The organism is Citrobacter sp. Cpo074 (genome assembly GCF_030332745.1).
GTDB classification, from domain to species: Bacteria; Pseudomonadota; Gammaproteobacteria; order Enterobacterales; family Enterobacteriaceae; genus Citrobacter; species Citrobacter portucalensis.
Genome location: NZ_JAOWHG010000023.1, coordinates 1 through 14,986, shown reverse-complemented (window position 1 = coordinate 14,986; position 14,986 = coordinate 1). Strand labels below are relative to the sequence as shown.

Sequence of the window (14,986 nt, the reverse complement as noted above, 5' to 3'; positions counted from 1 at the left end):
AACGCATCTGCGGCTTGAAGTATGACGGGATAAACATAGAGGCGAGTCCAACGTGGCCCAATTCGTTTATACCATGCATCGTGTCGGCAAGGTCGTTCCGCCGAAACGTCATATTCTTAAAAACATCTCACTGAGCTTCTTCCCGGGCGCCAAAATCGGTGTTCTCGGTCTGAACGGTGCGGGTAAATCTACCCTGCTGCGCATCATGGCCGGTATTGATACCGATATCGAAGGTGAAGCTCGCCCACAGCCAGGCATTAAAATCGGTTACCTGCCGCAGGAACCAAAACTGAACCCAGAACATACCGTTCGTGAATCCGTTGAAGAAGCGGTTGCCGAAGTGGTTAGTGCACTGAAAGGTCTGGATGAAGTTTACGCCAAGTACGCCGAGCCGGACGCCGACTTCGATAAACTGGCCGCACAACAGGGCAAGTTTGAAGAAATTATCCAGGCGCACGACGGCCATAACCTGAACGTGCAGCTTGAGCGTGCCGCTGACGCCCTGCGTCTGCCGGACTGGGACGCTAAAATTGAGAATCTCTCCGGTGGTGAACGCCGCCGCGTTGCGCTGTGCCGCCTGCTGCTGGAAAAACCAGACATGCTGCTGCTCGACGAACCGACCAACCACCTGGATGCAGAATCCGTCGCGTGGCTGGAACGCTTCCTGCACGATTTCGAAGGCACCGTAGTGGCGATTACCCACGACCGTTACTTCCTCGACAACGTTGCGGGCTGGATCCTGGAGCTGGACCGTGGTGAAGGTATTCCGTGGGAAGGTAACTACTCTTCCTGGCTGGAGCAGAAAGATCAGCGTCTGGCCCAGGAAGCTTCTCAGGAAGCGGCTCGCCGTAAATCCATTGAGAAAGAGCTGGAGTGGGTGCGTCAGGGCGCTAAAGGTCGTCAGTCTAAGGGTAAAGCCCGTCTGGCACGCTTTGAAGAGCTGAACAACACCGAATACCAGAAACGTAACGAAACCAACGAACTGTTTATTCCACCTGGAGCACGCCTGGGCGATAAAGTCGTTGAAGTCACCAATCTGCGTAAATCCTACGGCGATCGCGTTCTGATCGACGATCTGAGTTTCTCCGTACCGAAAGGCGCAATTGTCGGCATCATCGGTCCGAACGGCGCGGGTAAATCTACCCTGTTCCGTATGATGTCCGGTCAGGAACAGCCTGACAGCGGCACCATCACGCTGGGTGAAACCGTCAAACTGGCCTCCGTTGACCAGTTCCGTGACGCCATGGACAACAGCAAAACCGTGTGGGAAGAAGTTTCCGGCGGGCTGGATATCATGCGAATCGGCAACACCGAGATGCCAAGCCGTGCCTACGTGGGCCGCTTCAACTTCAAAGGTGTGGATCAGGGCAAACGCGTCGGCGAGCTGTCCGGTGGTGAGCGTGGTCGTCTGCACCTGGCGAAGCTGCTGCAGGTTGGCGGCAACATGCTGCTGCTCGATGAACCAACCAACGACCTGGATATCGAGACCCTGCGCGCGCTGGAAAACGCCCTGCTGGAATTCCCGGGCTGCGCGATGGTTATCTCGCACGACCGTTGGTTCCTCGACCGTATCGCCACCCACATTCTGGATTACCAGGATGAAGGTAAGGTTGAGTTCTTCGAAGGTAACTTTACCGAATACGAAGAGTACAAGAAACGTACGCTGGGCGCCGATGCGCTGGAGCCGAAACGTATTAAGTACAAGCGTATTTCTAAGTAATTAGCGTTAAGTGCCGGATGGCGGCGTTACGCCTTATCCGGCCTACGAGGTTAGTGCGACTTGTAGGTCGGATAAGCGCAGCGCCATCCTGTCTATGAGGTTAGTGCGACTTGTAGGCCGGACAAGCGCAGCGCCATCCTGTCTACGAGGTTAGTGCGACTTGTAGGCCGGATAAGCGCAGCGCCATCCGGCATTAAAACCTACCTCTGCTCGCCCATCAACTCTTTCACCAACTCCACGCAGCGCAGGAAGCGACCGTCGTAGTCAGGCTCCTGAACGTGCACGAAATTGATATTGTTTTCCTGCAGCATCTCGACCAGCAGCGTCTGAAACGCTTTTCTGTCAACTGAGCTTCCAAGGCTGCGTAAGCCATCCGCCACCCACGGGGTGTTGTTTTCCAACAGGATCACCAGGTCGAAGCGATACTCATCAATAAGCGCTTGCACAAACGGATGTTCACGCCCTTCATACTTTTTACAGAAGGCCTGAGTGGTTACGAAATCGGTGTCGATGAACGCCACTTTATTGGCGTACTTAACAGCAAAGTCAATGTATTGCGCTTGTCCTAAGGCGATTTTATCGTAGTCAGAATACTGCAACGCCATCTCATCGCCGCCCAAATGGGAGAAGACATAATCACGCCCGTATTCCCACGCACTGGTGGTATTAAAAATATTGGCGAGCTTGTTCACCAGCGTCGATTTACCGCTCGACTCCCCGCCGAGGATCGCCACGGTGCGCACGAAAAACGGCTTCACTTCGGTCGGAATGTACTCCCAGTAGCGAAACGGGTTTTCACGGATTTGCCCGCCGCTGATGCTCATGAACGTTCGCTTGGGATCCACCAGCACAGTTTCGATCCCCAGATGTTCGAGATACTGCGGGGCATCTGATTCTTCAGAGGTGTAGATCCAGTTTGGCTGGATCCCTTTCTCCTGCATAAACGTTTTGATCCCGTTGCTCCACACGTCCCAGCCGTGCGGATACGGCTCCATGCCTTCTTCGTTGAAGGCATGAATACGGATATTTTTCTGATACTTAAAGGTTTGCAGCAGCCAGCGTAAACGATCGGGCACCGTAGGCTGTTGCGACATGGCACTGTCTTCAAACAGGCTGCGATCGCGCGTGTCGTCATAACCCATGATGATATGCAGTTCATCGACCTGACTACAGGCGCGCTGGATAAGATAGATATGGCCGGTGTGCAGCGGATAAAACTTGCCGAATACCACACCGATATTTTTCTGCTGGCGCGGAAACTCCAGACCGAGAAAGCGGTGCAACGCCTCCAGCTTCTGCGCGCTGGGGCTTTTGATTTTGGCATTCAGCAGTTGGCTTAGGTATCCCTTGGTCATGCCACTGGCATCCGCCACCTGTTGCAGGGTACAGCCCTTTTGCTTTATGGCGGTTTTCAGATATTCAAATGACACAAGAGCCTCCTGCTGGAAAAATCGCGTAACACTGCCTGATGGCGCTTCGCTTATCAGGCCTACAAAATCAGTATGTACGGGTATTTGATTATAGGTCGTCAAACACGCTTAACGCATCCGCAAGCTTCTTAACGCCAAAGACCTGCATGCCTTCCGGTACTTTTTTCGGTACGTTAGCGGCAGGGACAATCGCCCGGCGAAAGCCGTGCTTCGCCGCTTCCGAAATACGCTCCTGCCCGCTGGGTACCGGACGGATTTCGCCCGCCAACCCCACTTCGCCAAAGACCACTAAATCCTGTGGCAGCGGTCTGTCACGCAGGCTGGAGACCATTGCCAGCAGCAACGCCAGGTCGGCGCTGGTTTCGGTGACTTTTACGCCGCCGACTACGTTAACAAACACGTCCTGATCCGCCATCTGCAAGCCACCGTGACGATGTAGCACCGCCAGCAGAATAGCCAGACGGTTCTGTTCCAGACCGACCGCCACGCGACGCGGGTTCGCCATCATTGAGTGATCGACCAGCGCCTGAATCTCTACCAGCAGCGGGCGCGTACCTTCCCAGACCACCATCACCGAACTGCCGGAGGTGACCTCATCGCCACGGCTTAAGAAGATAGCGGAAGGGTTGCTGACTTCACGCAGGCCCTGTTCGGTCATGGCAAAGACGCCCAGTTCGTTCACCGCGCCAAAGCGGTTTTTATGGCTACGCAGAGTACGGAAACGAGAATCGGCGTCACCGTCGAGCAGTACCGAACAGTCAATACAGTGCTCCAGCACCTTCGGCCCGGCCAGCGAGCCGTCTTTGGTGACGTGGCCGACCATCACAATCGCCACGCCGCGCGTTTTGGCAAAACGCGTCAGGTAAGCCGCCGTTTCACGCACCTGCGCCACGCTGCCCGGCGAAGACTGAATATCCGCCATGTGCATTACCTGAATGGAGTCGATCACCATCAGCTTCGGCTGTTCTTCTTCGGCAATCAGGCAAATTTGTTCGATACTGGTTTCCGACAGCATATTCAGATTCGCTGTCGGCAAACCGAGCCGGTGCGCACGCATCGCCACCTGCTGCAGTGACTCTTCACCGGTGACGTACAGAGTTTTCATCTGCTCAGCGAGCTTGCACAGCGTTTGCAGCAGCAGCGTTGATTTCCCCGCGCCGGGGTTACCGCCAATCAGAATAGCGCTGCCGGGTACCACACCGCCGCCCAGCACGCGGTCAAACTCTTTAAATCCAGTGGAAAAACGCGGTAGTTCTTCAAGGCTGATGTCAGACAGCTTCTGCACTTTTGCCACGCCTGCATTCCCGGCATAGCCACTGAGCCGCTCGTTACGCGCCACCGTTGGCGATGCGGCAAGGCGCACCTCGGTAATGGTATTCCATGCCTGACAGGCGCTGCATTGCCCCTGCCAGCGCGGGTAATCGGCCCCGCATTCATTACAAACAAAGGCGCGTTTTGGAGCTTTGGCCACGTTTTACCTCTTTCGTTAACGCTTTTGCCGGATGGCGCAGGCGCTTATCCGGCCTACGGACACCTTGCCATCGGGCAATTTAATCATTTCTGGTTCATGCTGCCGGAGAGAATGCAGAACACGCCCATCAGGTCAGCGTGGCGGATAGTAATCTCCGTCTTTTCATTCACTTTCGGTTTAGCATGATACGCAATACCCAGCCCAGCCGTTTTGATCATCGGCAGATCGTTAGCACCGTCGCCGATCGCCACCGTCTGCGCCATCGGGATCTCATATTCTTGTGCCAGGCGGGTCAGGGTATTGGCTTTGTACTGGGCATCGACGATATCGCCGATCACGTTGCCGGTAAATTTACCGTCCATGATCTCCAGCTCGTTTGCTACAGCCGCCGTCAGACGCAGTTTATTACGCAGGTAATCGGCAAAGAAGGTAAAGCCGCCAGAGGCAATAGCCACTTTCCAGCCGAGCGTTTCCAGTTTTAACACCAGCTGTGTCAGGCCTGGCATCAGCGGTAGCGTTTCGCGCACCTGGTGCAGAATATTGGCATCAGCGCCCTTCAGCGTCGCCACGCGACTACGCAGGCTGGCGGTAAAGTCCAGTTCGCCGCGCATTGCGCGTTCCGTGACTTCCGCAACCATCTCACCGGTTCCAGCCAGTTTAGCAATTTCATCAATGCATTCGATCTGGATTGCCGTTGAGTCCATGTCCATCACCAGTAAACCCGGTGTGCGCAGATGCGGAATTTTGCCTAACGGGGCAACATCCAGTTTGGCATCATGCGCCAGTTTTGCCGCGCGCGGCGTTAACGAACCCGCCAGGCGAATCACCTGATAATCCTCGACGCACCAGGCAGCAACAATCACCATCGCTGCACCCAGTTTGCTCTGGTATTGCGTTAAACGTTGTTTATCCAGCCCACGACCGTACAGCAGCCAGCCACTGCGGCCCGCGTGGTAGTCCAGCGGCATGACTTCATCGCCACTTAAAGAGAGAGGCAGACCTGGCCACAGAGAAACATCTTCAGGTAGATCGCACCAGGTTATGTTAGGCATTAAAGCTCCTGTAAAATCGTTCGGGTCGGAATCATCAGGGGAAAATAACGCATGAGGCTACCCTGTAACCAGCGCTTCTGGCAACATTAAGTCTCAAATTTTCAGCAGGTGGAATATGGCTCGCGCAAAACTGAAATTCCGACTTCATCGTGCAGTGATTGTATTGTTCTGTCTTGCTCTGCTCGTCGCCCTGATGCAGGGCGCATCCTGGTTTAGTCAAAGTCACCAGCAGCAGCGTAATCCGCAGCTCGAAGAGCTGGCCCGTACGCTGGCCCGCCAGGTGGCGCTAAATGTTGCTCCGCTAATGCGTACCGAAACGCCGGATGAAAAACGCATCAAAGCGGTACTCACACAGCTGACGGAAAGTAGCCGTATTCTGGACGCTGGCGTGTACGATGAACAGGGAGACCTGATTACGCGTACCGGCGAGAGCGTCAACGTTCGTGACCGACTGGCGCTCGACGGCAAAAAAGCCGGGGGTTATTTTAACCAGCAGATTGTCGAACCCATTCAGGGGAAAAATGGTCCACTGGGCTATTTGCGTCTGACGCTGGATACCCACACCCTCGCCACCGAGGCGAAGCAGGTAGATAACACCACCAATATCTTACGCCTGATGCTGCTGCTGGCGCTGGCGATTGGCGTCGTGCTCACCCGTACCTTATTGCAAGGCAAGCGTACCCGCTGGCAGCAATCCCCTTTCCTGTTGACCGCCAACAAACCGGTGCAGGAAGAAGACAACGAGAAAAAAGAGTAAAAGCAGTAAAAACTGTAAAACAGAAGGGAAATCAACCATGACTACACTACGCCTGCTTATCTCAGACTCTTACGATCCGTGGTTTAACCTCGCGGTCGAAGAGTGCATTTTTCGCCAGATGCCCGCCACGCAGCGCGTCCTGTTCTTGTGGCGTAACGCCGATACGGTGGTGATTGGCCGGGCGCAAAACCCGTGGAAAGAGTGTAATACCCGCCGTATGGAGGAAGACAACGTGCGGCTCGCCCGCCGTAGCAGCGGCGGCGGCGCGGTGTTCCATGACTTAGGCAATACCTGCTTTACCTTTATGGCCGGTAAACCGGAATACGACAAAACCATTTCCACCGCGATTGTCCTCAACGCATTGAATTCTCTGGGTGTGACGGCAGATGCCTCCGGGCGTAACGATCTGGTTGTGAAAACGCCAGACGGCGATCGCAAGGTTTCAGGCTCTGCTTATCGGGAAACGAAAGATCGCGGATTCCACCACGGCACGCTGCTGCTAAATGCCGATCTCAGCCGCCTGGCAAATTATCTCAATCCCGACAAAAAGAAACTCGCGGCAAAGGGGATCACCTCTGTCCGTTCACGGGTGGCGAATTTGACGGAGCTGTTACCGGGCATCACCCATGAACAGGTCTGTCAGGCCATCACGGAAGCCTTTTTTGCTCATTATGGCGAACGCGTTGAAGCGGAAGTGATCTCACCAGATAAAACGCCGGACCTGCCAAATTTTGCCGAAACCTTTGCCCGCCAGAGCAGTTGGGAATGGAATTTTGGTCAGGCACCTGCTTTCTCGCATCTGCTGGACGAGCGTTTCACCTGGGGTGGCGTTGAGCTGCATTTCGACGTCGAAAAAGGTCATATCACGCGCACACAGGTGTTTACCGACAGTCTCAATCCCGCGCCGTTAGAAGCGCTGGCGGAGCGGCTACAGGGCAGCCAGTATCGCGCCGATGTTTTACAGCAGACTTGCGAAGCGCTGGTTACGGAATATCCGGATCAGGAAAACGAGCTGCGTGAACTGGCAGCGTGGGTGGCGAAGGCCGTGCGTTAAGCGATTAGTGGCGAATTGCCGGATGGCGGCTGCGCCTTATCCGGCCTACAAGACCGCTCCTGTAGGCCTGACAAGCGAACCGCCATCAGGCATTAATAGCGGCATTCCCGTAGGCCCGGTAAGCGAAGCGCCACCGGGCCACAACAACCCTTACTCTTTATCGCCCAGCAGAACGGATTCCAGCGCGATTTTGATCATGTCGTTGAAGGTCGTCTGACGTTCAGCGGCAGTGGTCTGCTCGTGAGTACGGATATGGTCGGAAACGGTGCAGATGGTCAGCGCTTTTGCACCAAATTCCGCAGCAACACCGTAGATGCCCGCCGCTTCCATTTCCACGCCCAGCACGCCGTATTTTTCCATCACGTCGAACATTTCACCGTCCGGAGAGTAGAACAGGTCAGCAGAGAACAGGTTGCCCACGCGCGCGTCTACACCCAGTGCTTTTGCCGCATCAACCGCGTTACGCACCATGTCGAAGTCAGCAATAGCAGCGAAGTCATGATCTTTAAAACGGATACGGTTCACCTTGGAGTCGGTGCAAGCGCCCATACCGATAACCACGTCACGCAGTTTAACGTCCATACGCACAGCGCCGCAGGAGCCTACGCGAATGATTTTCTTCACGCCGAAATCGGTGATCAGCTCTTTGGTGTAGATGGAGCAGGACGGGATACCCATACCGTGACCCATAACGGAGATCTTACGGCCTTTGTAAGTACCGGTGAAACCTAACATGCCGCGAACGTTGTTCACTTCACGAACATCTTCGAGGAAAGTTTCAGCAATATGCTTTGCACGCAGCGGGTCGCCCGGCATCAATACGACGTCAGCGAAATCACCCATTTCTGCATTAATATGTGGAGTTGCCATTTTTTGTCCTTATTTCGTTGTTATTGCCTGATGGCGGCTACGCCTTATCAGGCCTACAAAACGTATGCAAAACAGTGAAATACCCTAAGGATTTCGCGTTGTAGGAAGGCGACGAATTCGTGAATCCCCGGGAGCATAGATTCACTATGTGACCGGGGTGATCGAATGAAGTCAACGCATCTACAGCGCGAAAGACAACGGGTATTACAGCATGTTTTTACCGTAGTCCATCGGTGACGTACCAAAGTAGCTCGCCAGCGTCTGACCGATATCCGCGAAGGTTTCACGGTGACCTAAAGAACCTGGTTTCACTTTCGGGCCGTAGACCAGTACCGGGATGTGTTCACGGGTGTGGTCAGTGCCGGTCCAGCTTGGGTCGCAGCCGTGGTCAGCGGTCAGGATCAGAATGTCATCTTCACCCACCAGCTCCATCAGCTCAGGCAGACGGCGGTCGAACAGTTCCAGGCCCGCAGCATAACCGGCGATATCGCGACGATGTCCCCAGGAAGAGTCGAAATCAACGAAGTTGGTGAAGACGATGGTCTTATCACCTGCTTCTTTCATCTCTTTGATGGTGGCGTCGAACAGCGCGTCCAGACCGGTGGCTTTCACTTTTTTGGTGATGCCGCAGTTAGCGTAGATATCCGCAATTTTACCGACGGAAACCACGTGACCGTCTTTTTCGTCGACCAATTTCTGCAGCACGGTCGGTGCTGGCGGCTCAACGGCCAGGTCGTGACGGTTACCGGTACGCTGGAAGTTACCGGCTTTATCACCGATGAACGGACGTGCGATAACACGACCGATGTTGTAACCACCTTCGGTCAGCTCTTCACGTGCGATTTCGCACAGCTCGTAGAGTTTATCCAGGCCAAACGTCTCTTCGTGGCAGGCAATCTGGAACACGGAGTCAGCGGAGGTATAGAAAATCGGCTTGCCGGTTTTCATATGCTCTTCACCCAGCTGATCCAGGATCACGGTACCGGAAGAGTGGCAGTTGCCGAGGTAGCCTGGCAGGTTGGCACGTTTTACCAGTTTATCCAGCAGTTCCTGCGGGAAGCTGTTTTCATGATCGGAGAAATATCCCCAGTCAAACAGAACCGGGACACCCGCGATTTCCCAGTGGCCGGACGGCGTGTCTTTCCCGGAAGAAAGTTCATGCGCCCATGCGTAGGCACCAATCACTTCCGCGTTACCGTCCATACCAGCAGCAATTTTACCGGTAGAACCTTCGTGAGCTTTCACCAGGCCCAGACGGGTCAGGTTAGGCAGATTCAGTGGACCTTTGCGACCATTGTCAGCTTCACCTTTCGCACAGGCTTCTGCAATGTGTCCCATAGTGTCTGAACCTACGTCGCCAAAGCGATCCGCATCTTCAGTCGCACCAATACCAAAGGAGTCCAGCACCATAATAAATGCACGTTTCATCTTGTTCTCCATACATCTGCGCCGCAAAAAAGCGATCAGATCAGTATACAGTTATTCGGTAATACGACGATAGACTGTCGGTGTAATTTCTGGCGCTTTATCGTCAAGGCTAATTGCCGCTTTGACCGCTTTCGCCGCTTCCTGCCAGCTGGCTTCGTCTTTCGCGTGGATCACCGCCAGCGGGCGTTGTCCGTCTACGCTGTCGCCCAGACGCGCCATATCGCTAAAGCCAACGCTGTAATCAATGGTGTCCGAAGCCTGACGACGACCGCCGCCCATGGAAACGACCGCCATCCCCAGCGCACGGGTATCCATCGCGCTGACAAAGCCTTCGGTATCAGCATATACCGCTTTGCTGAGCATTGCCGTCGGCAGATACTTCGCATAATTTTCGACGAAATCGGTCGGGCCTTTTTGCGCCGCAACCATGCGACCAAAAATCTCTGCCGCTTTACCGTTGTCCAGCACGGTCTGCAATTTCGCACGGGCTTCGGCGTCATCTTTCGCCAGATTGCCGGAGATCAGCATTTCCACGCACAGCGCCATGGTGACGTCTAACAGACGTGGATTGCGGTATTCACCGGTCAGGAACTGCACCGCTTCGCGAACTTCGACCGCGTTACCTGCGCTGGAGGCCAGCACCTGATTCATATCGGTTAACAGCGCGGTGGTACGTACACCCGCACCGTTTGCCACACCGACAATCGCTTCAGCAAGAGCTTCAGAAAGCTCGTAGGTCGGCATAAAGGCGCCGCTGCCCACTTTCACATCCATCACTAGCGCATCCAGCCCTTCCGCCAGTTTTTTCGCCAGAATGGAACCGGTAATCAGCGGGATGGAATCCACCGTCGCGGTAATATCGCGGGTGGCATAAAAACGTTTATCCGCCGGTGCGAGCGAGCTGGTTTGCCCAATAATCGCCACACCCACGTCTTTAATAATTTCACGGAAGCGCGCGTCGTCCGGGAAGATGTCAAATCCAGGAATCGCTTCCAGTTTATCGAGTGTACCGCCGGTATGCCCCAGGCCACGCCCGGAGATCATCGGAATATAGCCGCCGCACGCTGCGACCATCGGGCCTAACATCAGTGACGTTACGTCACCTACACCGCCGGTAGAGTGTTTATCCACAATCGGGCCGTTCAGCTGCAGGCTTTTCCAGTCCAGCACGGTTCCTGAATCACGCATTGCCATGGTCAGCGAAACTCGCTCAGGCATTGTCATATCGTGGAAGAAAATGGTCATCGCCAGGGCGGCGATTTGCCCTTCAGAGATGGTGTTGTCGCGAATACCATTGATAAAGAAACGAATTTCTTCATCGCTCAGCGCATGACCATCACGTTTTTTACGAATAATTTCTTGTGCGAGAAACACGGTAACCCCCAGGGGAAAAGAGTAGAAGGCCGTTGTAGGCCGGGTAAGCAACGCGCCACCCGGCAGTCGTCTTAATGCCGGATGGCGGCTACGCCTTATCCGGCCTACGTCGCTACAGCTCCGGCAATATAAGGCTTAGTAGCTGCTTGCGCTCTTACCGTCGCCGTGACCCAGCGCTTTCAGCAGGCTCGCCAGCAGGCTGGATGCGCCAAAACGGTAGTGACGAGAATCAGCCCAGTCAGCGCCAAACAGTTCATCGGCAATCGCCAGGAACTGCTGTGCATCTTCTGCAGTGCGCACGCCACCAGCCGGTTTGAAACCTACAGTTTTAGAAACACCCATGTCGCGGATCACTTCCATCATGATGCGTGCGCTTTCCGGCGTCGCATTGACCGGCACTTTACCGGTAGAAGTTTTGATGAAATCAGCACCGGCTTTGATGGAGATTTCAGACGCTTTGCGAATCAGTGCTTCTTCTTTCAGCTCACCGGTTTCGATGATGACTTTCAGCAGCACGTTTGCCGCCGCACACGCGTCTTTACAGGCTTTAACCAGATCGAAACCAATCTGCTCGTTACCGGCGATCAGCGCACGGTACGGGAACACCACGTCAACTTCATCTGCGCCGTAAGCAATCGCCGCGCGGGTTTCAGCCAGCGCAATCTCGATGTCGTCGTTGCCATGCGGGAAGTTGGTTACGGTTGCAATGCGGATGTCCGGCGTGCCCTGCTCTTTCAGGGTCTTACGCGCAATAGGGATGAAACGCGGATAGATACAGATTGCGGCAGTGTTGCCAACCGGGGTCTTCGCCTGATGACACAGCGCGATCACTTTTTCATTGGTGTCGTCGTCATTCAGGGTGGTCAGGTCCATCAGTTTCAGTGCACGCAGGCTGCTTGCTGTTAAATCGGTCATAACATTCTCCAACGGCATCGCCGTATAAAATTTCACCTTGCGAGTTTGTTAGTATTCTAACATCCGCTCGCTATTACACTTCGATATACATCACAGTTAATGAAAACCACATACAGATTTGCATTACTCTAATGAGATCTACTTCAAATAAATCACCTTTTCTAAAGGGATGCGGTGGCATCAGGCGCATCCGGATCAAAGGTTGCGGCGGCGTTGCTTTCTACAATGGAGTTACACCTTCGGGATAAAAAGGAATCAACGATGCCCACTTCAAGCGAACTCGCGCTGCAACAGCGTTGCCAACAAATCGTGACCAGCCCAGTGCTCAGCCCTGAGCAGAAACGCCACTTTCTGGCGCTGGAAGCTGAAAACGCGCTGCCTTACCCGCAACTGCCTGCACAGGCACGTCAGGCGCTGGATGATGGGGTAATCTGCGATATGTACGAAGGTCATGCCCCGTTCAAACCGCGCTATGTTTTACCCGATTACGCGCGTTTTCTGGCCAATGGCTCATCGTGGCTGGAGCTGGAAGGCGCCAGGGATCTTGATGACGCGTTGTCCTTACTCACTATTCTTTACCACCATGTTCCGTCAGTGACGTCGATGCCGGTTTATCTCGGTCAGCTCGATGCCCTGCTGCAACCGTATGTTAGAATTCTAACACAAGACGAGATCGATATTCGAATAAAACGTTTCTGGCGTTATCTCGACAGAACCCTGCCAGACGCGTTTATGCATGCCAATATCGGCCCCGCCGATACACCAGTCACCCGTGCAATTTTACGCGCAGATGCAGAGTTAAAGCAGGTTTCGCCTAATCTGACATTCATTTATGACCCGCAAATCACACCTGACGATCTGCTGCTCAACGTGGCGCAAAATATCTGCGAGTGCAGTAAGCCGCATATTTCCAATGGCCCTGAAAATGATAAAATTTTCACAAAAGGTCAGTATGGCGTCGTCAGTTGTTACAACTCTTTGCCGCTCGCCGGGGGTGGAAGCACGCTGGTCAGGCTTAATCTGAAAGCCATCGCAGAGCGCAGCACCTCTGTCGATGACTTCTTTACTTGCACCCTACCGCACTACTGCCAGCAGCAAATCGCCATCATTGATTCACGATGTGAATTCCTCTATGAGAAATCACATTTCTTTGAGAATAGCTTCCTCGTGCAGGAAGGGTTGATTGATCCCGAACGTTTTGTGCCTATGTTCGGGATGTATGGTCTGGCGGAGGCGGTGAACCTGCTGTGCGATAAGGCGGGACAGAATGCGCGCTATGGGAAAGATGAGTTCGCCAATCAACTCGGCTATCGTATTAGCGCCTACCTGGCGGAGTTTGTCGAAAATACCCCGGTGAAATATGGCTGGAAGCAGCGCGCGATGCTGCATGCACAGTCGGGGATCAGTTCTGACATCGGCACCACGCCAGGTGCACGCCTGCCTTACGGCGATGAGCCGGACCCGATCACCCATCTGCAAACCGTCGCACCACATCACGCGTTTTATCACGCCGGAATCAGCGACATTCTCACGCTGGATGAAACCATCAAGCGTAATCCTCAGGCGCTGGTGCAGTTGTGCCTCGGGGCGTTTAAAGCCGGAATGCGCGAGTTTACCGCCAACGTGAGCGGCAACGATCTGGTCCGTGTCACCGGGTATATGGTGCGCCTGTCGGATCTGGAAAAGTATCGCGCCGAAGGGTCGCGAACCAACACCACCTGGCTTGGCGAAGAAGCCGCGCGCAATACGCGCATTCTGGAACGACAACCTCGCGTGATTAGCCATGAACAGCAGATGCGCTTTAGTAAGTAGGCTTATTCCTTTCTCCTGCGTCGACGGGCCGGGCAGTCGCCTGGCTCTGTTTCTGCAAGGATGTAATCTGCGCTGTAAAAATTGCCACAATCCGTGGACGATGGGACGCTGCAACGACTGCGGGGAGTGTGTGCTGCATTGCCCGCATGAGGCGCTGAGCCTGAGCGCAGGGAAAGTGTGGTGGCAGTCCGATGTGTGTCAGCAGTGTGACACCTGCCTGCACATGTGCCCCCAGCAGGCCACGCCGATGGCGCAGAGTATGAGCGTTGATGAAGTGCTGCAACATATTCGTAAAGCGTCACTGTTTATCGAAGGGATAACCGTTAGTGGCGGTGAAGCGACTACCCAGCTCCCCTTTATTGTGGCGCTATTTACCGCGATAAAAACCGATCCGCAGTTGCAACACCTGACCTGCATGGTCGACAGCAACGGCATGCTGAGCGAAACCGGCTGGCAGAAGCTGCTGCCGGTGTGCGACGGCGTAATGCTGGATTTAAAAGCCTGGGACAGCACGTGTCATCGGCAGCTTACCGGCCGCGATAACACGCTGATTAAACAAAGCATTACCTTTTTGTCCGGGCAGAGAAAACTGGCGGAACTCCGCCTACTGGTTATTCCTGGTCAGGAAGATTATCTACAGCATATCGATGCGCTGGCGGCGTTTATCAAACGCACCGGTGACGTACCGGTACGGCTGAATGCCTTTCATGCGCACGGGGTGTATGGCGAAGCGAAGGACTGGCCGAGCGCCACGCCGAAGGATGTGGAACACCTGGCGCAAAGATTGCGCGAGCGCAGAGTGGATAATTTGATCTTCCCGGCGCTGTACCTGTGATTGCCGGATGCGGCGACATCATTTGCAGGCCGGAGAAAAAACAGCCGCCATCCGGCAAAGTTATGCCTGATGCGCTTTGCTTATCAGGCCTACGAAACACACACTTTTGTAGGCCGGATAAGACGCAGCCGCGATCCGGCGAAGTTATGCCTGATGCGCTTTGCTTATCAGGCCTACGAAGCACACACTTTTGTAGATACTGTTATCGCCTGCAAGCCTTTTCAGGTTCCGCGGTTACGGATAGCAGGCACGACCAGTCACAGCGCCG

General features: G+C 54.4%; 13 protein-coding genes. 6 read left to right on the top strand and 7 right to left on the bottom strand.

Going from position 1 to position 14,986, the window contains the following annotated elements; translation table 11 throughout:
• Positions 1 to 52: 52 nt before the first annotated feature.
• Entirely contained in the window at positions 53 to 1,720 is a 1,668-nt protein-coding gene (ettA, locus tag OGX83_RS01175) for an energy-dependent translational throttle protein EttA (RefSeq protein ID WP_003829940.1), read from the top strand.
• Positions 1,721 to 1,920: 200 nt separating this feature from the next.
• Here ettA and nadR read toward each other — a convergent pair whose 3' ends face one another.
• The 3 genes from nadR to serB all read right to left on the bottom strand — a co-directional run bounded on the left by nadR (position 1,921) and on the right by serB (position 5,673).
• On the bottom strand, positions 1,921 to 3,150 hold the full coding sequence (nadR, locus tag OGX83_RS01170) for a multifunctional transcriptional regulator/nicotinamide-nucleotide adenylyltransferase/ribosylnicotinamide kinase NadR (RefSeq protein ID WP_003829942.1): 1,230 nt from the start codon (positions 3,148 to 3,150) through the stop codon (positions 1,921 to 1,923).
• Between the two features lie 88 nt (positions 3,151 to 3,238).
• On the bottom strand, positions 3,239 to 4,621 hold the full coding sequence (gene radA, locus OGX83_RS01165) for a DNA repair protein RadA (RefSeq protein ID WP_003829944.1): 1,383 nt from the start codon (positions 4,619 to 4,621) through the stop codon (positions 3,239 to 3,241).
• A gap of 83 nt (positions 4,622 to 4,704) precedes the next feature.
• Positions 4,705 to 5,673 carry a phosphoserine phosphatase gene (serB, locus tag OGX83_RS01160; RefSeq protein ID WP_003829946.1) on the bottom strand — a complete coding sequence of 323 codons (969 nt, stop codon included), beginning with the start codon at positions 5,671 to 5,673 and terminating at the stop codon, positions 4,705 to 4,707.
• 115 nt (positions 5,674 to 5,788) lie between these two features.
• Here serB and OGX83_RS01155 point away from each other — a divergent pair, with 115 nt between their 5' ends.
• Both OGX83_RS01155 and lplA read left to right on the top strand, forming a co-directional pair.
• Positions 5,789 to 6,430: a YtjB family periplasmic protein gene (locus OGX83_RS01155; RefSeq protein WP_003829948.1), complete on the top strand. Its 642-nt coding sequence runs from the start codon at positions 5,789 to 5,791 to the stop codon at positions 6,428 to 6,430.
• Positions 6,431 to 6,467: 37 nt separating this feature from the next.
• A complete protein-coding gene (lplA, locus tag OGX83_RS01150) occupies positions 6,468 to 7,484 on the top strand; it encodes a lipoate--protein ligase (RefSeq protein ID WP_234103074.1) in 1,017 nt (338 codons plus the stop codon).
• Between the two features lie 150 nt (positions 7,485 to 7,634).
• Here lplA and deoD read toward each other — a convergent pair whose 3' ends face one another.
• The 4 genes from deoD to deoC form a co-directional block, all read right to left on the bottom strand.
• The gene (deoD, locus tag OGX83_RS01145; protein ID WP_000224864.1) at positions 7,635 to 8,354 is read right to left on the bottom strand and encodes a purine-nucleoside phosphorylase; all 720 of its coding nucleotides are present in this window, start codon (positions 8,352 to 8,354) and stop codon (positions 7,635 to 7,637) included.
• Positions 8,355 to 8,558: 204 nt separating this feature from the next.
• Positions 8,559 to 9,782 (bottom strand): phosphopentomutase, encoded by a 1,224-nt coding sequence (gene deoB / locus OGX83_RS01140; protein ID WP_003019037.1) that lies wholly within the window; start codon positions 9,780 to 9,782, stop codon positions 8,559 to 8,561.
• A 51-nt stretch (positions 9,783 to 9,833) separates the two neighbouring features.
• A complete protein-coding gene (gene deoA, locus OGX83_RS01135; protein ID WP_003845626.1) occupies positions 9,834 to 11,156 on the bottom strand; it encodes a thymidine phosphorylase in 1,323 nt (440 codons plus the stop codon).
• A gap of 135 nt (positions 11,157 to 11,291) precedes the next feature.
• Positions 11,292 to 12,071 carry a deoxyribose-phosphate aldolase gene (gene deoC / locus OGX83_RS01130; protein WP_003019042.1) on the bottom strand — a complete coding sequence of 260 codons (780 nt, stop codon included), beginning with the start codon at positions 12,069 to 12,071 and terminating at the stop codon, positions 11,292 to 11,294.
• Positions 12,072 to 12,332: 261 nt separating this feature from the next.
• Here deoC and OGX83_RS01125 point away from each other — a divergent pair, with 261 nt between their 5' ends.
• From OGX83_RS01125 to OGX83_RS01115, 3 genes are all read left to right on the top strand, one after another.
• Positions 12,333 to 13,883, top strand: coding sequence for a YjjI family glycine radical enzyme (locus tag OGX83_RS01125; protein WP_286587239.1), 1,551 nt, complete (start codon positions 12,333 to 12,335; stop codon positions 13,881 to 13,883).
• Positions 13,855 to 14,718 (top strand): YjjW family glycine radical enzyme activase, encoded by an 864-nt coding sequence (locus OGX83_RS01120; RefSeq protein WP_071446020.1) that lies wholly within the window; start codon positions 13,855 to 13,857, stop codon positions 14,716 to 14,718. Before OGX83_RS01125 ends, OGX83_RS01120 begins: the two co-directional genes overlap by 29 nt.
• Before the next feature lie 69 nt (positions 14,719 to 14,787).
• Positions 14,788 to 14,986: hypothetical protein (locus tag OGX83_RS01115; RefSeq protein ID WP_286587238.1), on the top strand; the 199-nt coding region annotated here is incomplete at its 3' end.